Raw genomic sequence first — 18,908 nt, 5'->3', positions numbered from 1 at the left:
ACGGGGACGATGGCGAAGCTGAAGATCTCCCCCGGCGCCGGGCATGGACGTGTCCACTGGATCACGCCCGAAAGCGCAGGCTGGTCCTATGTCGGCTTCGATCTGTATCGTCTGCGGGCGGGCGACCGCGCGGCCGACAGCACGGGCGACCGCGAGGCGATCCTTGTCCTTGTCGAAGGCAGGGCCCGGATCGAAGCGGACGACCGCGATTTCGGGGACCTGGGCGACCGGATGCAGGTCTTCGAGAAGACGCCGCCGCATTGCGTCTACGTGCCGAACGGATCGGCCTGGGCAGCGACCGCCACGACCGAATGCACGCTTGCGGTCTGCACCGCGCCCGGCCACGGCGGGCACCCGGCACAGATCATCGGGCCTGCGGGCATCGCCCTGGAGGAACGCGGCAAGGGCACCAACGCGCGCTACATCCACAACATCGCGATGGAAGGCCGCGACGTCGCCGACAGCCTTCTGGTGACCGAAGTCTATACGCCCGCGGGGCACTGGTCGTCTTATCCGCCACACCGGCACGACGAGGACGCCTATCCCGACATGACCTACCTCGAAGAGACTTATTACCACCGCCTGAACCCGCCACAGGGGTTCGGCATCCAGCGCGTCTTCACCGAGGATGGCAGCCTGGACGAGACCATGGCGGTGGCCGACCACGACGTCGTGCTGGTGCCGCGGGGCCATCACCCCTGCGCAGCGCCCTACGGCTACGAGATGTATTATCTCAACGTCATGGCCGGGCCGCTTCGCAAATGGCGGTTCAGGACCCACCCCGATCACGACTGGATCGTCCAGCGCGACGCGCAGGACTGACGATCAGCGCAGCCGCTGAAGCAGCGCGGGCGACGGCTGCCCCGTGACCGGCAGACCCGCCTGCGCCTGATAGGCGCTGATCGCGGCCGTGGTGTTCGACCCGATCACACCGTCCGCCCCGCCGGTGTCGAAGCCGGCCGCGGTCAGGCGGCGCTGAAGCTCCTTGCGGTCGTCGATGGTAAGGCCGGTCGCATCTGGCGGGAACGACGTCTGGATCGGCGGGCGGCCGGCGATGCGGTCCGACAGATGGCCGACCCCAAGCCCATAGCTTTCGGCGTTGTTGTAGCGCAGGATCGCGTCGAAGTTGCGGAAGACCGCAAAGGCCGGGCCGTTCGGCCCCGCTGGCAGCAGGATCGCGGTCGGCCCGACGCCCGGCAGCGGGCGTCCCGACATGTCGGTGACGCCCATCGCCGACCAGGCGCCGGCGTCGCGGCGGTTGCCTCGTCCGGCAAGGCCCGCGTTGAACCCTGCGGGCAGGCGCACCTCCATCCCCCAGGGCTGTCCCGGCCGCCAGCCCGACCGCTGCAGATAGGCCGCGGTCGAGGCAAGCGCGTCCGCTGGGTTGTCCGACCAGATGTCGGCGCGGCCGTCGCCGGTGAAGTCAACGGCATAGGCCAGAAACGAGGTCGGGATGAACTGGGTGTGGCCCATCGCGCCCGCCCAGCTTCCGGTCATCCGCTCGGGCGTGATGTCGCCGCGCTGAAGGATGCGCAGGGCCGCGACAAGCTGTCCCTCGAAGAACGCTCCGCGCCGCCCGTCGAAGGCCAGCGTCGATGTGGACGAGACGACGGGAATGTCGCCCATGCGCTCGCCATACATGCTTTCAAGACCCCAGACGGCTGTGACCACCTCGGGGGGGACACCGTAGCGGGTCTCGATCGCCGACAGCGTGCCGGACTGCCGGCTGCGCTGCGCCCTGCCCTTCGAGACGCGCTCGTCCGAGGCGGCGATGGCCAGGTAATCCTCGATCGAGCGGGTGAATTCCGTCTGGTTGCGGTCGCGCTCGACCACGTCCGGCAGATAGCCCGCGCCGCGGAACGCGCGGTCGATGGTGGCGGGGGCGATCCCCTGGCCCGCCGCACGGGCCTGAAATCCGGCGACCCAGGTGTCGTAGGCGGCGTTGGGCACCGGCCGGGGCGGCGCGGCGCGCGAGACGGCCGAAGGGGCCGACCCGCCGGTGCAGGCCGACAGCGCGCCGGCCGCAAGTCCAAGAAGGGTGGTTCGCCGCGATAGGATCATTCTGCCCTGCCCGTTCTGTGGTCGGTTCTGTGGGTCGCCTCGGGGTGAACTTAGCCCGTCGCGGGATGGGGGAAAAGGGTGCAGTCGGGAAGGCGGTTGCTAAGGCGCCTGCCTGCCGATAACCCATGGGCAAGGCCGAAGGAGCGCGCGCCACGCCGGCGCCTGCGCAGCCTGGCGGCAGTCACGGCGCGGCGGAAGCGCGAAAGGCGGGCAGCGATGATCTTGGGTCACATCGGGGTGCGCAAGGGATCGAAGGGGGTCCCCGGCAAGAACTTCAAGTCGCTGTGCGGCAAGCCCCTGATCGACTGGTCGCTGGATCAGCTTCTTGCGAACCCACGGGTCGGCGCGGTCGTCGTGTCGACCGACGATCCGGTGATCCGTGACCACGTGATCGCGAAGGGCGCGCTCGACATCGGATTGCGGCCCGACGACCTGGCCACCGATACCGCGCCGAAATGGGGCGTCTGGCAGCACTCGCTCGCGGCGGGCGAAGCGGCGGCTGGGCAGCCCGTGACGGCCTTCCTCGATCTCGACGCGACCGCGCCGCTGCGCGACCCCGCCGACATCGACGGCGCGCTCGACCTGTTCCAGGCCCAACGGCCCGACATGGTGATGTCGGTCTGCGAGGCGCGCAAGAACCCCTATTTCAACCTTGTCGAACCGGACGAGACCGGCGCTCTGCATGTCTCGAAGCCGCTTCCGGGCGGGGTCTGGTCGCGCCAGACCGCGCCGAGGGTCTATGAACACGCGGCCTCGACCTATGTCGTCGACCCCGACTACCTGCGGCGGGCGTCAAGCATCTATGAGGGTCGCGTCATCCCCTTCGAAATGCCGCCCGAGCGGTGTATCGACATCGACAGCGACTTCGATTTCCGGCTGGTCGAGTTCCTCATGCGGGACCGGCTTGCCGCAACCGGCTGAGGGCCCCATGACCGCAGACCTTTCCGACCGCACCATATTCATCACCGGCTCGGGCGGGGTGCTGGGCGCGACCTACGTGCGCCGGATGCTCGACGCGGGCGCGCGGGTGATCGCTACGGACCTGCCCGGCGCACGGGCCGAGGCGCTGATCGCCGCGCATGGCGAAAGTCCGAATTTCCGCTTCCACGAGCTCGACGTCGGCGATGAAGAGCAGGTGACCGGCATCTTCCGGCGGGTCATGGTCGACGGTTGGAGCCCGAACGTGGTGCTGAACAACGCCGCGATCACGGGCGAGTTGCTGATGGGCGCGGGGAAAAGCTTTCCCTCCTTCGCCGACACCTCGGTGTCCGATTGGGAACGCACGCTGCGCACCAACCTGACCGGCGCCTTCATGATCGCCCGGCAGATGGACCGCGACATCGTCGGGCGATATCCCGCCACGCTGATCAACGTGGCCTCGATGTATGCGCTGAACGGCCCGCACCACCGGATCTACGAAGGCATGCCGTTCAAAAGCTTCTCGGCCTATTCGACGACGAAGGCGGGTATCCACGGACTGACGCTGTGGCTGGCGGGCTATTGGGCGGGTCGGGATGCCACCGTCAACACCATCGCGCCCGGGGCCGTCTTCAACGGCCATTCCGAGGAATTCCAGCGCCGTGTGGGCGAGCTGATCATGATGAACCGCATGGCCGCCCCGGACGAGATCGCGGACGTGATGCTGTTCCTGTGCAGCCCGCAGGCGGGCTACATGACCGGCCAGCTTGTCAACGTCGACGGCGGTTTCTCGGGGTGGTAGGCGGCCTGCGCATCGCCGTCATCGGAGCCGGGTCGATCGGGACGCGGCACGCGGGCAACCTGCGCACGCTGGGCGTGGATGTTCTGCACATCCCGTGGCGCGATTTCCGGCCCGAAGCGCTCAATGCCGGCCTCGACGGCGTGGTGATCGCGACGGCCACGCCGATCCGGCGCGCGCTGATCGCACTTTGCGCCGAGCGGGGCCTGCCCTTCTATGCCGAAAAGCCGCTGACCTGGTCACCGGACGAGGCGCGCGCGATCGCCGCCGCGGCCGCACCAGTGGCCGAGCGCTCGATGGTGGGCTTCATGATGCGCTATCACCCAGCGCTGCGCGATCTGGCCGCGCGCGACCCTTCGGACATTTACGGCTTCTCGATGGAGATCGGCCACGACGTGCGGCAGTGGCGCGCGAACTGGCGCTTTGCCGACAGCTATGCCTCGCAGGCCGAAGGCGGCGGCGTCCTTCTGGACCTGTCGCACGAGCTTGACATGGCCTGCGCGCTTTTCCCGGGGCTGGCGGTGACGCGCTGCGACGCGCTGGGGCACGACGGGTTCCCGGGCGTCGACATGGCAAGCTTCGTGCAGGCGGCGGCCCCTGGAGGGCCGGTCGGACGGATCGCGATGGACTACCTGTCGCCGGTGTCGATGCGGCGGACCCTGCTGCGCGGGCTCGATCACCATGTCGAGGTCGACTTCCTGACGCCGGCCCTGACCGTGGTCACGCCCGGGGCGGCCGAGACGACGACCTACACGTTCGAGCGCAACGACATGTTCCTGGGTGCGATGCGCGACTTCCTGGCGCTGGTGGCGGGGACGCAGACCTCGGGCAACCCGCTGATGCCGCGCTTCGATCGCATGTCGGACAGCACCGCCTTCATCGCCGCGGCCTGGGCCGCGCGGCGGTTCGTCGGGACGGTGGACTTCGATCTGGTCTAAGCGCCGCGCGCTGTGGCAAGCGCATCGGGGAGCGCCGCAAGCAGCCGACGCACGCCGCCCGCGTGGTCCGCAAGAAAGCGCTCGATCGCCTGCGTGTCCGGGCTGAGGCCGCGCACCGCCCCGGCCAGGTCGGCCGCGTCCCGCACCCGCCACGCGACGCCGGCGGCCTCGGCCTCGACGAACGGATACTCGATCGTCCCGACCTCGGGTCCGGTCACCACGGGTTTGCCGACCGCGAGCGGCTCGATGATGTTGTGCGCGCCGTGCGGGGTGAAGCCGCCGCCCACGACCACGGCATCGGCCATGGCGAGGTAGAAATACATCTCGCCCAGACTGTCGCCCAGGAAGATGTCCGGCACGGCGACCGGGGCTGGCGCGTCGATGGGGACGCCCAGCGTTTCGCCCAGCGCGCGTGACCGCCGCAGGACCGACAGGCCGGCAGCTTCCAGGAACCCGGCCACCTCGTCGAAACGCTCGGGGCGGCGGGGCACATAGATGAACAGCGGCGGCACGCCGCCGCCGTCGCGCAAGGCGCGGATCATGTCGAGATAGACGGGGTCCTCGCCTTCCACGGCGCTGGCGATGGTGATCACGCGGCGGTCGCGCGCCCCGATCCAGTCGCGCGCCGCGCGGCCAGCGTCCAGCAAGACGGGCGGGATCGGCTGGTCGAAACGCAACTCGCCCGTGACGTGGATGTTCGGCACGCCGATCGCGGCGAAGCGTTCGGCCTGAAGATCGGACTTTACGAAGGCCCCGGCGAAGCCCCGCATGACCTCTTGCCTCAGGCGCGGCCAACGGCTGTCGCGGGCGATCGACTTCGTGGGATACTGGGCGTTGCACATGAAAAGCGGCACGCCCGCCGCCCTCGCCGCTTGGACCATGCGCGGCCAGATCTCTATCTCCATCACAAGGCCATACTGCGGGCGGAAGGCGTCCAGGAAGCGCCGGTAGGCTGCGCCTGTCTCGAACGGAACCCAGACGGCGGCAAGGCGGCCCGTGTCGATATCGGCGGCGAAGACCCGTTCGGCCTCGCGCCTGCCGGCGGGGGTGAAAAGCGTGACGACCACCCGCTCGCCCCGATCAAGAAGCGCGCGGATCAGTGGCACGGCCGAACGCATCTCGCCCAAAGACACCGCGTGAACCCAGACGGCCCCTGGCAAAGTCTGATCGTAGCGGCCGAAGCGTTCGTCGAGATGCGCGGCGTAAAGCTCATCCTTGCGCCCGCGCCGACGCAGGTAAAGCAGGACAAACGGCATTCCCACCGTCCAGAGAAAGGACCATAGCCCCAGAAAAAGGCGCATCCGCACGCTCATCCTGGAGGGTCCATCAGCGCCAGAAGGTCGACCGCCAGCGGGTCGAGCGCACCGCGCGCGCCCTCGACCAGCGCGCGGGCGCGCGCGGCCAGGGCCGGCAGGTCTTCGGCCTCAAGCGCCGTGGCAAGCCCGTCTGACCGCACCTCGCGCGCAGCCCCCGCCGCGTGAAGCGCGGCATAGTCGGCGGCGAAGTTCGCAACGTCCGGGCCGTGCAGGATCGCGGTATCAAGGCAGGCGGCCTCCCAAGGGTTGTGGCCGCCGATCGCGTCGAACCCGCCGCCGATCAGCGCGCGGTCGGCAAGGCGGTACCAAAGCCCAAGCTCGCCGTAAGTATCCGCAAGCCAGACGCGTGTGTCGGACGCGGGAACCTCGCCGGCGCTGCGTCGGGCAGACTGCAAACCCGCCTTCCCCAGTCTGGCGGCAATCGCATCAGCGCGACCGGGATCGCGCGGCACGAGGATCAGCAGGTCGGCCGGGTCGTCGCGCAAGGCAACGGCGGCCGCGATCGCCGCCTCTTCGTCGCCGGGATGGGTCGAGGCCGCGACCCAGGGCCGCCTGCCCGCGAGAAGCGCGCGCAAGCGGTCAAGGCTGTCAGGGTCCGCCGCAAGCGGCGGCGCCGCCGACTTGAGCGAGCCCGTCACGCGCACCTCTCCAGCCCCAAGCGACCTGAGCCGCGCGGCCGTGCCTTCCTCCTGCGCGGCGATCAGCGCAAAGCAGGACAGCGTGTCACGGTAGACCGCAGCGGCAAAGGCGCGGCGACGGGCGCTTTCGGCGGTGATGCGCACGTTGACATAGGCCAGCGGGATGCCGCGTGCCTGGGCGGCGGCGACCGCCCCGGGCCAGAGGTCCTGTTCGGACCAGATGGCAAGGTCGGGCCGCCAGTGGTCGAGGAAGGGCGCAAGGTAGCGCGGCGCATCGAGCGGCAAGAACTGGTGGCTGGTGCGCGGCGGCAGATTGGCGGCGACGACCCCGGCCGAGGACCGCGCAGTCGAGGTGATCAGGAACGACAGCCCATCCCGCTGGCGCGCCACCGCCGCGATCAGGCCGCGCAGGGCCAGCACCTCGCCCAGGCCAACGGCATGCAACCAGACCAGAGGTCCGTCGGGCCGGGGCATTGTCGGGCGGCCCAGCTTTTCCTGCCAGCGTTGCGGGTCTTCCTTTCCCCGCGCAAGGCGGCGCCGAAGGACAGCCGGGGCGACCAGGGGAATGACGCGGCTTGCGGCAAGGTAAAGACGCAAGGCAGGCCCGCGTCGCGCAGGATCACCCGCCGGGGGCATGGTCGTGAAAGACCTTCTGAAGCCCGCGCGTCCAGAAGGCATCGTCCTGAAGGATCTCGGCAAAACGTGCGGCCGCCCGGCCTTCGCCGAAGCCCGTGTCGCGGGGATAACGCTTGCCCCATTCGGTGGCGAGGAACGCGAGGATCCGGTCCTTGTCGGTGGCATCGGCGGACGAGATCGCCGGCGACAGCGCCCGGTTTCGCTGCCGCGTGCCGATATCGAGCGACGGGATGCCAAGGAACGGCGCCTCGCGCACGCAGGCCGAGGAATTGCCGACCATGCAGGCGGCGTTCTTCATCAGGACCGAGAAATGCGAGAACCGCATCGACGGGATCAGGCGGAAGCGGTCCCGAGGCAGGCCTTCGATGACCTCGAAGATCGCCTCGGAGCCCGGATCGTTGTTCGGCGCGATGACAACGAACTCCCGGCCCGAGGCCGCGAGCGCGCCGAAAAGAGCGCGCGCCTGCGCATCCATCGTGTCCGCTTCGGACGTCACGGGGTGGAAGGTGGCGATGCCGTAGTCGTCGAACGGGATCGCATAGCGACGCCGCACCTCGTCCAGCGTCACGTCCGAGGGGGCGGCGTGGCTGTCAAGCTCGGGCGAGCCGATGAGAAAGACGCTGTCGGCCGGTTCGCCCAGCCGCATCACCCGCTGCGCGGCGGCCTCGGAACTGACGAAATGGTGGGTCGCAAGCTTCGAGATGCAGTGGCGGAAGACCTCGTCGATGGTGCCCGACACCTCGCCACCCTCGATATGGGCCGAGCGGATGTAGTTCGTCGCGGCCACCAGCGCGCAGGCCAGCGCCTCGACCCGGTCGCCGTGCAGCACGATCAGGTCGGGCCGGTTCTCGGCCACATAGTCCGAGAACCCACTGACCGTCTTGGCCAGGATCACGTCCTGTGGATCGCCCGGGCGCTGGTTGAGGAACTCGTGGACCGAGACGCCCGAAAGGCGATGCACCTCGAGCTTGGTTAGCCCGTATCGGTCGAGCATGTGCATCCCGGTCACGAAGAACCGCACCGCGAGGCCCGCGTCCCGTGCGGCCACGGCAAGCGGTTCGAGCTTGCCGAAATCCGCGCGGGTGCCGGTGACGAAAAGAAGCGTGCGGGTCATGATCGGGGCGGTCGCCTCGCTGGGATCGCCGATCGTCTTAAGGGCCGCGTGGGACAGAGACAAGCTTCAACCCCCGGTCGGACGGCGCGGGCGCTAGGCAACCCTTGGCGATCCTGTTTGTTCCGGAAAATCCCGCGCCACGGCCTTGCGAACCTCGGCCTCGATCTCGGGGGGCGGCGGCTGCACCAGATTGTCGTCCAGAAGGCGCACGTAGGCCCGTCTCATGTTGGAGAAGATCGGCTCGCGGCTTTTCTTGAGGAAGTGGATGCCGAAGACCTCGTCGGTCGCAAGCGGGAAGCTGGCGTTGAACCGCTTGCGGTTGACCGCTCGCGTGATGTGGGCGAAGGCGCGCTCGCGCCACGCCTCGGTCGGCGCGTATTCCGCCAGCACGCGGTCGGCGTCGGCGGCAATGTCGCGATCGGCATAAGCCGCATAGCTCAGGATCCGGCGAAGCCCCGCCGCGTCGTGGCCGCGCAGGCCGGCAAGAAAGCGGCTCCGGTCGGTCAGCGCCCCAAGGCTCAGCCCCCCCGCCGCCATCGCCTTTGAAAAGCCGATTTCGCCGAACTTGATCGTGTTGGGCTTGAAATCCGTCATGCGGTAGTCCCGCCAGAAGTGCCGGAAGACCTCGGACGACAAGGCGCGTTCCCGGATCAGGAAGAAATAGGATTCCAGATGCATGCGGTCGGTGGGCATGCCGCCTTGCCGGTCGTGGGCGACCTTCTCGTCCTGAAGAAGCCCGACGATGTCCTGCGGCAGCGCGACAAGCCGCTCCATCACGTCGCTGCGCATGGGAAACCAGACGCTGTCGTTCATGATGATCAGCCGCCCAGGCGACAGCCCCTGCCCGTTGATATGGCGGATCGCGTCGCGGTAGCCCCCGAAGTCGTAACCGAAGTTCGGCCGCTCCATCGTCTGCCAGCAGCGAGGGGCGAGTTTCGCGAAATCGGCGTCCGTGACGGGGCAGTTCGACACGACCAGAGGCGCAAAGCCGTTCGCGACGAGCCAGTCGCAGGTCGCCAGAACCGACGGCGCGATGCCGTGGGGCTGATAGATCAAGAAGATACCGATCTGCGACCCGGGAGAGATCGTGCCGTCGCGCAGACGCACGGTTTCGCGGAAACGGGCGTCATGCAGACGCCTGCGGCGCGGTTCGCCAAGGCGATTGGGCAACTGGACGATCGTGCTTGGAAGGGTCGCGATCTGCTGCACGACACGCCGCACTTCGCGGCGAAGTTTCCAGGCTGGTATCATCGTCCCTCCTGAAACGCGAGGGGTGGTCTCGACGGGCTCCGTAGCTCTACAGACGCGGCAGGGCGGCGTAAAGCCCTGCTTCCGCGTCCTTCCGCTTGCCGGACACCGGTTGTAGAAGGGCGAAAAGGGGGACGTCATGAACCGTGTCGTGATCTGCATGAAATGGGGCCGCGTCTATGGCCCCGATTACGTGAACGTCCTTCGCAACGCCGTTCGGCGGCATCTGCCCGGGGACCACAGGTTCGTCTGCTTGACCGACGATGCCGACGGAATCCAGGACGATGTCGAGTGTCTGCCGATCCCCGACATGGGGCTGCGCGAGGATCTGACCCGGATCGGGGCCTGGCCCAAGATCTCGGTCTTCTCGAAGGATCTGCACGGCCTTCGCGGGCGCGCGCTCTTCATCGATCTCGACACCATCGTCTGGGGCGACCTGTCCGAGTTCTTTACCTACGGCGAGGGCCTCGTCGCGATCGACGAGGGCGCCTGGACCGGCGGCGGGCCGTCGACGATGAGCTCGATCTTCGCTTTCGACCTGGGGTCGCTGGGCTATCTGGTCGACGATCTCCGGAACCGGCGGGACGAGATCGCCGGGCGTTACGGGCTTGAACAGAACTACATCCACCACGCCGTCGACGGCATCGGTTACTGGCCCAGGGCGTGGCTGGTCAGCTTCAAGCGTCACCTTCGCCGGCCGGTGATCGTCGACCGCCTCCTGCCGCCGCGGACCCCGGGTCCGGACGTGAAGGCCGTGATCTTCCACGGAAACCCCCGGCCTATGGACCTGATCCGCGCAGGCACGGGCAACCGCGACGTGTTTCCCCATCACATCGGCGCCCATGTCGGCTGGGCGCGGGACTACTGGGTGGCGAACGGGGGCCGGATCTAGCCGTTGCGGGACGACCGCAGCATCCCGTGCCGGGCCAGCCACCCCAGGCGCCGGATATAGTTGGCGGCCTTCTGGGCGTAGTAGGGCAACCGCTTCCACCAGGGGAATTTCGCGGACTCGGACATGGCCCGCCCGGTGATGAAGCTTTCGCCCTTGTCCTCGGCATGTGCGGCGAAGGGTTCGAGCCCCATCAGCCGAACGTCATGGGCGAAGAAGCGGTTGAGTTCGTGATCGTGGGCGCGGCTGATGGGCCAGAACTGCCCCGCCAGCCGGGCCGCGACCTCTTTCCTGATGAGGTAGCAGGCGTTCCCGGTGAACGGCCCCCAGTAGGCGTTCAGGCGATAGGGGCCGACCGCGCGCTGGGTCAGGGGGCCCTTGGCGCGGACCTTGGCGAAGCGGCAGATGTCCCATCCGCCGCGGCAGCTCAGCGCCGCCGCCAGCGCCGCGCGGAAATCGTCGTGCAGAACGACGTCGTCCTCGCAGATCAGCACGATCTCGTCCGGTCCCTGGCCGATGGCCTCCCACAGCGCGACGTGCGAGGCATAGCACCCAAGGTGGCCGATGTTGATCGGCGCCCCCATGTGGCGCTTCCACCCGGCGACGTCGGTCTTCTGCAGCAGCTCGGCCTCGCGCTGGCGCCCGTCGACGCCGTCGAAGATGCTGTAGGCCAGCCCGGCCTTTTCGAACTGCGTCCCGACACGCGCGCGCCGGTCCTTCGCCCGTGCCAGAGAGATGACGAAGATCGGCAGATCGTCCGGGGTCATGATCGCGTCTCGCCGGGCATCATCACGCCAGATCGCTCCACTTGAGCTGAGTGTTGCGCGTCACCGCGCGGGCAAGCCGGCGACCGACGACCTTGTCGAAATCGTAGCCGGCGATTTCGCCCGAACCGGGACGGCGCGCCCAGATGTCGGCTTCAGAGATGACATGGCCTTCCTGCAGATCACGGTCGGCGACCACGCTGGCGCGCGCAAAGCGATAGACCGGTTCTTCGGCGGCGGTCCGCTCCTTGGGGTTGTTCGCGGCGATCCAGATCTCGCGCGAGCGGTCGATCAGGTGGCGCAACTCGGACGGATCCATCGAATTGATGATGTCGGGCCCCTTGCGATAGCGCGTGTCGGTATAGTGCCGCTCGAGGATGCAGGCGCCGAGTGCCACCGAGGCCAGCGCCATCTCGGGGCCAATGGAATGATCCGAGAAGCCCACCACGGCGTCGGGGAAAGCCGCCCTCAGGTCGCTTACCCCGCGCAGCGACACGATCTCGGGCGGCGAGGGATACAGGTTCGTGCATTCGAGCAGGGCGAAGTCGATGCCCGCCGCGCGCAGGATGTCGACGCTGGCGCGGATCGAATCGATCGACTGCATCCCGGTCGACATGATCACCGGCTTGCCCTTGCGCGCGATATGCCGGATCAGCGGCAGGTTGTCGGCCTCGCCCGAGCCGATCTTGAAGGCGGGAACGCCGAGGTCGTCCAGGAAATCGGCCGCCGCGCGGGAAAACGGCGTGGACAGGTAGATCAGGCCCAGCCCTTCGGTGAACCGCTTGAGCTCGGCCTCGTCGTCGGTCGACAGCGCGCATTGGGCCATCACGTCCCAGATCGACACGTCCGCGTTCGGCGGGAAGATCGACTTTGCCTCGTCCGTCATCTCGTCTTCAAGGATGTGGGTCTGGTGCTTGATGCACTCGCACCCCGACGCGGCCGCCAGGCGCACCATTTCCTTTGCGACCTCAAGCGACCCGCCGTGATTGATGCCGATCTCGGCGATCACCAGTGGAGGCGCGGCTGGGCCGATCTCGCGGTCCTTGATCTTCATGGGGTCTCCGGGCATGTCGTTGGGCCATCTGCGCTGGTCTTATCGCATGATCGCGCAGGGTTCCATCCGGCGATCGGCGCGGGTCCAATCAGGGCCAAACGGGTTGCCAAGGACTGCCGGGCAGGGCAGCATCGCACCGGAGGCTCACACGTGGGAAGAACCGGTTTGGATCGATTGGACGTGCTCCGCGCCGGTTTGGGGAAGGGCGACAGGGGACTTGAGATCGCGCCCTTTCATTCCCCAATCGTGTCAAAGGCCGAGGGCTGGAATGTCCAGATCCTCGATATTCTTGATCAGGACGAACTCCGCACCCGGGCCCGCGGCATGGCTTCCATCGCCCCCGGGGGCGTCGACCGGATCGAACCGGTCGATTTCGTGGGCAGCGCCTGCGACATCGCCGAACTGGTTCCGTCCGAGATGCACGGCAGTCTCGACTACATCCTGAGCTCGCACAACTTCGAGCATCTGCCCGATCCGCTGAAGTTCCTCGACGGCGCCGCACGCCTGTTGAAGCCGGGCGGCCTGCTTGTGATGGCGATTCCCGACGCGCGCGGCTGTTTCGACTTCTTCCGCCCCGTCACCACCCTAGGCGACTGGATCGAGGCCCGCTTCGAAGGACGCCGGCACCCCCGCCCCCGGCAGGTCTTCGACTGCAAATCGCGTCTTGCCTCGCCGCCGTCCGAGGACGGGCGCAAGTCATCCGGTTTCACGCAGCCCGGCTCGGTCCAGGAGGTGGCGATCTATGGCGGACTGCAGGAGATCTTCGATGGCTGGCCGAAGGACGGTGAGTCCCGCGCCTATATCGACACCCATTGCACGGTGGTCACGCCCGCCGCCTTCGAGCTTCTGATCCTCGAGGCCCGGGCGCTGGGGCTGATCGACCTTGACCTCGTCGCCGTCGTACCCACCAAGGGGACGGAATTCTTCGTCCGGCTCAGGCGTTCGACCGGGGCGGACACCATCGACGCGCAGACGCTTCAGGCCCGGCGGAACGCTCTGGCGCGGCGAGCTTTGGTTGAACGGATAACGCCGGGCGATGTCGGATTCGGGACCATAGCGAAAGCCCGCCTGCGCAAGCTTGCCTCACCGATCCGGACATGGAACCGGAAACGGCGCGCGAAGCGCAGGTCGCGGTAAGGAAACGATAACCGCCAAGGGAACGAAGGCGGGTGATGAGGGGGCGATGGCGGGACGGACCCAATCCTCCGAACCCGCGCAAGGCGGTCGCAGGACCGGAGGGCACCAGCTTGAAGATCGAAACCGGGAACGCTGACCGGAGCGGCCTGCGTGCGCTGAAGGACCTGTTCCTTCAGCCGGAGATGCTGCTCGCCCTTGGCGCGGTCGTCGCGTTTGCGATCTTCTACGACGCGGTCGTGGCGATCAAGGCGATGGGCCCCTTCGGACCGCTTGCAATCCCCCTGGTCGCCCTTGGGGTCTGCCTTGTATTGCCCGGTCCAAGGTCCGTGGACGCATCGCCCGCCAGCAATATCCTGCTGCGCGTGGTGGCGCCTTTGCTGGCGATTTACGCGTTTGCCGCACCGCTCAGCTATCCGGTCGGCGTCACGCCAGAGATCGACACCGCCGCGACCGTCCTGCGTTGGCTGGCCGGGCTAGGCCTTGTTGCGGCGGTCGTGGTGTTCTGGCGCCCCGCCTTCGCGACCGTGCCAGCTTGCGTCGTGCTGGCAGGAAAGGCCATCGGGGCAGAGGCTTTCGGGATCGGCATATCACAGACCGACTATATTCCGGTCGTCGAATGCGCGCTTTTCCTTGGGGTGGCACACAGCCTTCTTGGCGAAGGATTGGCTGCGCGGATGCGCGGGCTGGTGAAGCGTTTCGAAACCCTTGACGTCATGCGCGCCTCCACGGTCCTGTTCGTCCTCGCCGTCGGCTTTCATTTCAGCAACTACTTCTACTCGGGACTTCAGAAGGTCGTTCTGGAGGGCGGCCCCGTGCTTTGGGTAACCGACAACCCCACCCATCAGCTTGCGCTCAACGCTGCGGTGGGCGGGTTCCTGCCCGTGGCGCACTGGCCCGGGGTTCGAGACCTTACGCTTCAGTCCGCGACGTTTCTGGAACCCTTCATCAATGTCACGATCCTTCTGGGTCAACTCGCCGCCCTGGTGTGCATCGCGCGCCGGTATTCCATGATCGGCGTGACGCTTTTCTACGATCTGACACATGCGGTGATCTTCCTCGTCAGCGGGATTTTCTTCTGGAAATGGATCATCATGAACCTCGCGCTCGTCGCCGGCATGCGCCGATTGCCGGGGTGGGTCGAAAGCCGAAGCGTCGTCGTGGCCGGCGTGCTTGCGGTGCTTTTCGCGCCGCAGGCCTTCAACATCGTGAGGCTTGGCTGGTATGACTCGCCTGCTGTCGTCCTTTCCGAGGTCGTCGCCGTCACCGAAGACGGACGCGAGTGGACCGTGCCGTCCAACTATTTCGGCACCGTCTCGGTCACGGCCGCGCAGTCCCGCATGGGCCGGCCCGATCCCGGACACTACCCGACCGTGACCTGGGGAACGACACAGGAAGAGGCAGTCTTCCGAGAGGCCGCCGCGGATTGCCGGTTCGCGGTCGAGCGATGGCAGTATCCGCGCACCGAAGAAGAGATCGCGCGGATCGTGCGCCTGATCCACGCCTATGCGCTTCAACGCGAGGCGGCGACGGGACGCTACGCCTACGATCTGTTCCCGCACCACATCTGGTCTAACCCGTTCATGTTCAAGGAATTCGCGGCACTTCCGAAATCGGAGATCTCGCACTACCTCTACCGCGTCAGATCGGTTTGCATCCGCGCGCAAGACGGAGGGATCGCGCTTCGTGAGGACAGGCGAGACGAATTCCGCATCCCGGTAACGCGACCCTGAAGGAAGGCTGCCGCGGCCGTCGAACTGATCGACGCCTGCACCCACCACCCTTTGGTGATGGACGTGCGCGCGGCGGACTTTGATCTGAACAAATGTATGATCGCAGAGAACTTGGGCCAGTGCTATTTCGGCCCGGACTGCATGCACCTGCCTTCCCTGGTGCCGGGCCGGTCGGGTTTCGTGAATCGGACGATCGCCACCATCCTGTCGCGGCGGTCGCTGGCCAGACGCCTGTATTCCTTCCTTCGCAGCAGCCGAAGCGCCACGCTGTGCGTCCTTGGGCGTTCGCTGATCGCGTGATACGGGCGACCGAAGGACCGGGGCAAAGCCGCGCGGCCGGATCGTCGAGGGACGAAAGCCGCCCGCCGCGCGCCTTGCATACGCGCCCTTGCGGCGTATTCTTCGCACCGAACCGGCCTAGGGCGCGGATCGCGGCATCGGGACGAACCTGCGGGAGAGCGGAAGTGCCAGATCACGACGCAAACGGTGCGCACCGCCTGTCGGTGGGAGCCATCCCGACGGCCGGAAGCGTGCGCCTGATCGAACTTCCCGTGATCACCGATCCACGCGGCGACCTGACCTTTGTCGAGGGTGGCCGCCACCTGCCCTTCGAGATCCGGCGCGTCTATTACTTGTACAACGTCCCGGTGGATTCCGAGCGCGGCGGACACGCGCATCGCGAACTCGAACAGGTGGTCTTCGCCCTGTCGGGCAGCTTCCGCGTCACGGTGGACGACGGGCGCACGCGGTCGGAATACCTGCTGCGCGATCCGCGGCGGGGGCTTTACATCAACCGTCTGATCTGGCGCGAGATGGACCTGTTCAGCCAGGGCGCGGTCTGCATGGTCCTGGCCTCCCAGCCCTATGACGAGGCGGACTACTACCGCGATTACGACGCGTTCCTGCAAGCGGTGAAGGGCGCGCCGTGATCCCCTTCCTCGATCTTCGCGACGCCTACCTCGAACTCAAGGGCGACATCGACGCCGCGGTGCTGCGGGTGCTGGACGGCGGTTGGTACATCATGGGCGACGAAGTCGAGGCCTTCGAAGCCGAATGGGCGGCCTATTGCGGCGCGTCGCATGCCGTTGGGGTGGCCAACGGTCTTGACGCGCTGGTGCTGGCACTGCGCGCGCTTGACATCGGCGCGGGCGACGAGGTCATCGTGCCCGCGCATACCTTCGTCGCGACCTGGCTTGCGGTTTCGGCGGTGGGGGCGCGCCCGGTGCCCGTCGAGCCGGACCCCGTGACCTTCAACATCGACCCCTGGCGGATCGAAGCCGCGATGACCGACCGGACGCGGGCTATCGTGCCCGTGCACCTTTACGGCCAGCCCGCCGACCTTGACCCAATCCTAGCGCTGGCCCGGCCCCGTGGCCTTGCGGTGGTCGAGGATGCCGCGCAGGCCCACGGCGCGCGCTACAAGGGCCGGCGCATCGGCGCGCACGGCGACATCGTCTGCTGGAGCTTCTATCCCGGCAAGAACCTTGGCGCGATGGGCGATGCGGGCGGGATCACCACGGATCGCGCCGATCTGGCCGAGAAGGTGCGCCTGCTGCGCAACTACGGCTCGCGCCGCAAGTACGTGCACGAGGTCGCCGGCGTGAACTCGCGCCTCGATCCGATCCAGGCGGCGGTTCTGCGCGTCAAGCTGCGTCATCTCGACGACTGGGCCGACCGGCGTCGCGCCCTTGCCGCGGCCTATGGCGACGCGCTGAAGGACAGCGGCCTGATCCTGCCGCGGGTGGCCGAGGGCAATCAGCCGGTCTGGCATCTTTACGTCGTGCGCAGCCCCGAACGCGACCGCCTGATGGGCCTTCTGGCCGACGCCGGGATCGGCAGCCAGATCCACTATCCCATCCCGCCGCACATGCAGGGAACCTACGCCGGTCTGGGTTATGCGCCCGAGGACTTTCCCCTGTCCCGCCAGATCGCGGTCGAGGTCTTCAGCATGCCGATGGGGCCGCAGGTGCCGCCTGAAGCGCCCGAGGCGGTGCGCCGCGCGCTTGAGCGCGCGACCACGCGGGCTTAGCCGCGACATGTCCGGCCCGCATCCCGGCACGATCGAGGGCAGGCGGCTGCGCTTTCGCCCCCTAACCCCCGACGACGCCGCCTATATCCAGAGCCTGCGCACCTCGCCCGACTACGGCCGCTTCCTGTCGCCCCCTGCCCCATCGGTCGCGGCCCAGCGCGCCTGGATCGAGGCCTACAAGGCGCGCGAGGCCGCGGGACAGGAATACTACTTCTTGATCGAGCGGCGCGATGACGACGCCGCGTGCGGAACCATGCGGATCTACGATATCAGCCCCGGCGACGCGACCTGGGGCAGCTTCATCCTGGACGCGAACAAACCCGAGAAGGCGGCGCTTGAGGCCCTAATGATGGTTCACGAGATCATCTTCGAGACGCTCCGACTGCCCCGGGCGCTGTTCGACGTACGCAAGGCGAACTCGCACGCGCTCGCGCTCTATCGACGCTTTGGCGCCGTCGAGACGGGGGCCGATGACGTCAACCGCTACTTCCGGCTCGATGCCGCCGACTTCGCGCGCCTTGCGCCCTCGCTTTCGGCATCCCTCGATGGCTGAAGTCCTGCCCGGGGATGGGGGCGCCCGATCGGGCAAGGCCACTGGTCGATCGGCGTGGGGATCTTCGGTGGCGTGCCTGTCGAACGCAGAGTCATCTGCCGCGCCCACGCACTAACCATAGGCTGACCACACAGCCACGCCGGCCACGCGGGCGGTGCTGGCAAGATCGCGGGTCTCGTCAGCCGACGTGGGCGGGCGGTTGCGTGACAGATCCGATCGTCAATGTTAACACGAGGGCCACGAGTTTTTGCAGCCAGGCCAGAATGATCGCATCGACGCCGCGCATCGTCGCGTACTCCTGCTTCTTTGGCGATCCCGAACCGTACAACGCGAGCGCCCTAGGAGCAGGAGAGGGCTATGACCGCGTCTTGTTCACGGACCGCGATGATGTGTCCGCACCGGGCCTTCGGATCGTGAGATGCGACAGTCGCGGACTGGGCCCCGCCCTCGAATCGCGGCGCGCAAAGATGCGGCCCCATCAATGGTTCGCCGACTACGACTGGGCCATCTACGTGGACAACAGGGCAAGGCTGACGACGGACCCGACGCAAATCGTCGCGGCGACAGGAGCCGAAGCGGATCCCGGGCTTTACGTCTTCCGGCACCCCGAACGCGACCGCCCGGCGGACGAGCTTGACGTGTGTCTGGCGCTTGGACATGTCGACACGGACCAATGGCGGCGCTTGCACGACCTCTACCGCGATACCGGGATACCGGCGACACTGGACCTGACCCACAACGCGGTGATGATCCATCGCCTTGGCAACCCGCGCACCGAAGCCATGCTGGACCTTTGGTGGGAGTTGTTCCTTGTCCACGCAAGGCGGGATCAACTGACCATCCAACTGGCCGAGCATCTTTCCGGGCAGCCTGCTACACGGCTTTCGTTCCCCTTGTCCGAGGTCGCGGACTGGCCGGTCTTTCAGCCGTCACAACGAGCCAGTTCTTCGCATACCCGCGACATGCGCAAGCCGCCGGCCTGGACGCTCGCTGGCCTCCGCTACCGGAAGGAGCGCCGTACGATCAGGCGGCTGTTGGCCATGCGGAACGCGCAGTCGCCGAATGCCTGATTGCGGACAGCGCC

The 18,908-nt window shown here is 67.4% G+C and carries 19 protein-coding genes; 12 read left to right on the top strand and 7 right to left on the bottom strand.

Annotation, left to right across the window (positions count from 1 at the left end):
- The first annotated feature begins 9 nt into the window (after positions 1-9).
- On the top strand, positions 10-822 hold the full coding sequence (iolB, locus tag ACRDNQ_RS11340) for a 5-deoxy-glucuronate isomerase (RefSeq protein WP_431828754.1): 813 nt from the start codon (positions 10-12) through the stop codon (positions 820-822).
- 3 nt (positions 823-825) lie between these two features.
- Here iolB and ACRDNQ_RS11335 read toward each other — a convergent pair whose 3' ends face one another.
- Positions 826-2,061, bottom strand: a complete 1,236-nt coding sequence (locus tag ACRDNQ_RS11335) for a lytic murein transglycosylase (RefSeq protein WP_431828753.1) — start codon at positions 2,059-2,061, stop codon at positions 826-828.
- A gap of 216 nt (positions 2,062-2,277) precedes the next feature.
- Here ACRDNQ_RS11335 and ACRDNQ_RS11330 point away from each other — a divergent pair, with 216 nt between their 5' ends.
- Genes ACRDNQ_RS11330 through ACRDNQ_RS11320 form a run of 3 tightly spaced genes read left to right on the top strand, consistent with a single transcriptional unit; the run spans position 2,278 to position 4,716 of the window.
- Positions 2,278-2,982, top strand: coding sequence for an acylneuraminate cytidylyltransferase family protein (locus ACRDNQ_RS11330; RefSeq protein WP_431828752.1), 705 nt, complete (start codon positions 2,278-2,280; stop codon positions 2,980-2,982).
- A gap of 7 nt (positions 2,983-2,989) precedes the next feature.
- On the top strand, positions 2,990-3,781 hold the full coding sequence (locus tag ACRDNQ_RS11325) for an SDR family oxidoreductase (RefSeq protein ID WP_431828751.1): 792 nt from the start codon (positions 2,990-2,992) through the stop codon (positions 3,779-3,781).
- Complete coding sequence (locus ACRDNQ_RS11320) at positions 3,775-4,716, top strand: Gfo/Idh/MocA family protein (protein ID WP_431828750.1); 942 nt, start codon at positions 3,775-3,777, stop codon at positions 4,714-4,716. Before ACRDNQ_RS11325 ends, ACRDNQ_RS11320 begins: the two co-directional genes overlap by 7 nt.
- On the opposite strand, the gene ACRDNQ_RS11315 is transcribed toward ACRDNQ_RS11320, so the two are convergent.
- From ACRDNQ_RS11315 to ACRDNQ_RS11300, 4 genes are all read right to left on the bottom strand, one after another.
- Positions 4,713-6,029, bottom strand: a complete 1,317-nt coding sequence (locus tag ACRDNQ_RS11315) for a 3-deoxy-D-manno-octulosonic acid transferase (RefSeq protein WP_431828749.1) — start codon at positions 6,027-6,029, stop codon at positions 4,713-4,715. The two genes, ACRDNQ_RS11320 and ACRDNQ_RS11315, sit on opposite strands and share 4 nt — an antisense overlap.
- Complete coding sequence (locus ACRDNQ_RS11310) at positions 6,026-7,306, bottom strand: 3-deoxy-D-manno-octulosonic acid transferase (RefSeq protein ID WP_431828748.1); 1,281 nt, start codon at positions 7,304-7,306, stop codon at positions 6,026-6,028. The genes ACRDNQ_RS11315 and ACRDNQ_RS11310 overlap by 4 nt, the downstream gene beginning before the upstream one ends.
- Positions 7,290-8,420, bottom strand: coding sequence for a UDP-N-acetylglucosamine 2-epimerase (gene neuC / locus ACRDNQ_RS11305; RefSeq protein ID WP_431828747.1), 1,131 nt, complete (start codon positions 8,418-8,420; stop codon positions 7,290-7,292). Before neuC ends, ACRDNQ_RS11310 begins: the two co-directional genes overlap by 17 nt.
- Positions 8,421-8,513: 93 nt before the next feature.
- Positions 8,514-9,671 carry a rhamnan synthesis F family protein gene (locus ACRDNQ_RS11300; RefSeq protein ID WP_431828746.1) on the bottom strand — a complete coding sequence of 386 codons (1,158 nt, stop codon included), beginning with the start codon at positions 9,669-9,671 and terminating at the stop codon, positions 8,514-8,516.
- A 136-nt stretch (positions 9,672-9,807) separates the two neighbouring features.
- Between ACRDNQ_RS11300 and ACRDNQ_RS11295 the strand changes: the two genes are divergently transcribed.
- Entirely contained in the window at positions 9,808-10,560 is a 753-nt protein-coding gene (locus ACRDNQ_RS11295) for a hypothetical protein (protein WP_431828745.1), read from the top strand.
- Here ACRDNQ_RS11295 and ACRDNQ_RS11290 read toward each other — a convergent pair.
- Entirely contained in the window at positions 10,557-11,324 is a 768-nt protein-coding gene (locus ACRDNQ_RS11290; RefSeq protein WP_431828744.1) for a glycosyltransferase family 25 protein, read from the bottom strand. The genes ACRDNQ_RS11295 and ACRDNQ_RS11290 overlap by 4 nt on opposite strands.
- Before the next feature lie 22 nt (positions 11,325-11,346).
- The gene (locus tag ACRDNQ_RS11285; RefSeq protein ID WP_431828743.1) at positions 11,347-12,375 is read right to left on the bottom strand and encodes an N-acetylneuraminate synthase family protein; all 1,029 of its coding nucleotides are present in this window, start codon (positions 12,373-12,375) and stop codon (positions 11,347-11,349) included.
- Positions 12,376-12,621: 246 nt separating this feature from the next.
- On the opposite strand from ACRDNQ_RS11285, the gene ACRDNQ_RS11280 reads away from it, so the two are divergent.
- From ACRDNQ_RS11280 to ACRDNQ_RS11250, 7 genes are all read left to right on the top strand, one after another.
- Positions 12,622-13,512 (top strand): methyltransferase domain-containing protein, encoded by an 891-nt coding sequence (locus ACRDNQ_RS11280; protein WP_431828742.1) that lies wholly within the window; start codon positions 12,622-12,624, stop codon positions 13,510-13,512.
- Between the two features lie 110 nt (positions 13,513-13,622).
- Positions 13,623-15,242, top strand: a complete 1,620-nt coding sequence (locus tag ACRDNQ_RS11275) for a hypothetical protein (RefSeq protein WP_431828741.1) — start codon at positions 13,623-13,625, stop codon at positions 15,240-15,242.
- A gap of 57 nt (positions 15,243-15,299) precedes the next feature.
- Positions 15,300-15,542 carry a hypothetical protein gene (locus ACRDNQ_RS11270; RefSeq protein WP_431828740.1) on the top strand — a complete coding sequence of 81 codons (243 nt, stop codon included), beginning with the start codon at positions 15,300-15,302 and terminating at the stop codon, positions 15,540-15,542.
- A 164-nt stretch (positions 15,543-15,706) separates the two neighbouring features.
- A complete protein-coding gene (locus tag ACRDNQ_RS11265; protein WP_431828739.1) occupies positions 15,707-16,171 on the top strand; it encodes a sugar 3,4-ketoisomerase in 465 nt (154 codons plus the stop codon).
- Entirely contained in the window at positions 16,168-17,271 is a 1,104-nt protein-coding gene (locus ACRDNQ_RS11260; RefSeq protein WP_431828738.1) for a DegT/DnrJ/EryC1/StrS family aminotransferase, read from the top strand. Before ACRDNQ_RS11265 ends, ACRDNQ_RS11260 begins: the two co-directional genes overlap by 4 nt.
- A 7-nt stretch (positions 17,272-17,278) precedes the next feature.
- Complete coding sequence (locus ACRDNQ_RS11255; protein WP_431828737.1) at positions 17,279-17,824, top strand: GNAT family N-acetyltransferase; 546 nt, start codon at positions 17,279-17,281, stop codon at positions 17,822-17,824.
- A 467-nt stretch (positions 17,825-18,291) separates the two neighbouring features.
- Positions 18,292-18,894, top strand: coding sequence for a hypothetical protein (locus ACRDNQ_RS11250; protein ID WP_431828736.1), 603 nt, complete (start codon positions 18,292-18,294; stop codon positions 18,892-18,894).
- The last annotated feature ends 14 nt before the right edge of the window (positions 18,895-18,908 follow it).

This window comes from Saliniferula longa (assembly GCF_050789285.1).
Classification (GTDB): domain Bacteria; phylum Pseudomonadota; class Alphaproteobacteria; order Rhodobacterales; family Rhodobacteraceae; genus CAVPWP01.
This window is presented reverse-complemented; position numbering and strand designations above follow the sequence as displayed.

Coding starts and splice junctions, on each gene's coding strand:
- iolB (WP_431828754.1), top strand. CDS start 10: ATGGCGAAGCTGAAGATCTCCCCCGGCGCCGGGCATGGACGTGTCCAC.
- ACRDNQ_RS11335 (WP_431828753.1), bottom strand. CDS start 2,061: ATGATCCTATCGCGGCGAACCACCCTTCTTGGACTTGCGGCCGGCGCG.
- ACRDNQ_RS11330 (WP_431828752.1), top strand. CDS start 2,278: ATGATCTTGGGTCACATCGGGGTGCGCAAGGGATCGAAGGGGGTCCCC.
- ACRDNQ_RS11325 (WP_431828751.1), top strand. CDS start 2,990: ATGACCGCAGACCTTTCCGACCGCACCATATTCATCACCGGCTCGGGC.
- ACRDNQ_RS11315 (WP_431828749.1), bottom strand. CDS start 6,029: ATGAGCGTGCGGATGCGCCTTTTTCTGGGGCTATGGTCCTTTCTCTGG.
- ACRDNQ_RS11310 (WP_431828748.1), bottom strand. CDS start 7,306: ATGCCCCCGGCGGGTGATCCTGCGCGACGCGGGCCTGCCTTGCGTCTT.
- neuC (WP_431828747.1), bottom strand. CDS start 8,420: ATGACCCGCACGCTTCTTTTCGTCACCGGCACCCGCGCGGATTTCGGC.
- ACRDNQ_RS11300 (WP_431828746.1), bottom strand. CDS start 9,671: ATGATACCAGCCTGGAAACTTCGCCGCGAAGTGCGGCGTGTCGTGCAG.
- ACRDNQ_RS11295 (WP_431828745.1), top strand. CDS start 9,808: ATGAACCGTGTCGTGATCTGCATGAAATGGGGCCGCGTCTATGGCCCC.
- ACRDNQ_RS11290 (WP_431828744.1), bottom strand. CDS start 11,324: ATGACCCCGGACGATCTGCCGATCTTCGTCATCTCTCTGGCACGGGCG.
- ACRDNQ_RS11285 (WP_431828743.1), bottom strand. CDS start 12,375: ATGAAGATCAAGGACCGCGAGATCGGCCCAGCCGCGCCTCCACTGGTG.
- ACRDNQ_RS11270 (WP_431828740.1), top strand. CDS start 15,300: ATGGACGTGCGCGCGGCGGACTTTGATCTGAACAAATGTATGATCGCA.
- ACRDNQ_RS11255 (WP_431828737.1), top strand. CDS start 17,279: ATGTCCGGCCCGCATCCCGGCACGATCGAGGGCAGGCGGCTGCGCTTT.
- ACRDNQ_RS11250 (WP_431828736.1), top strand. CDS start 18,292: ATGCGGCCCCATCAATGGTTCGCCGACTACGACTGGGCCATCTACGTG.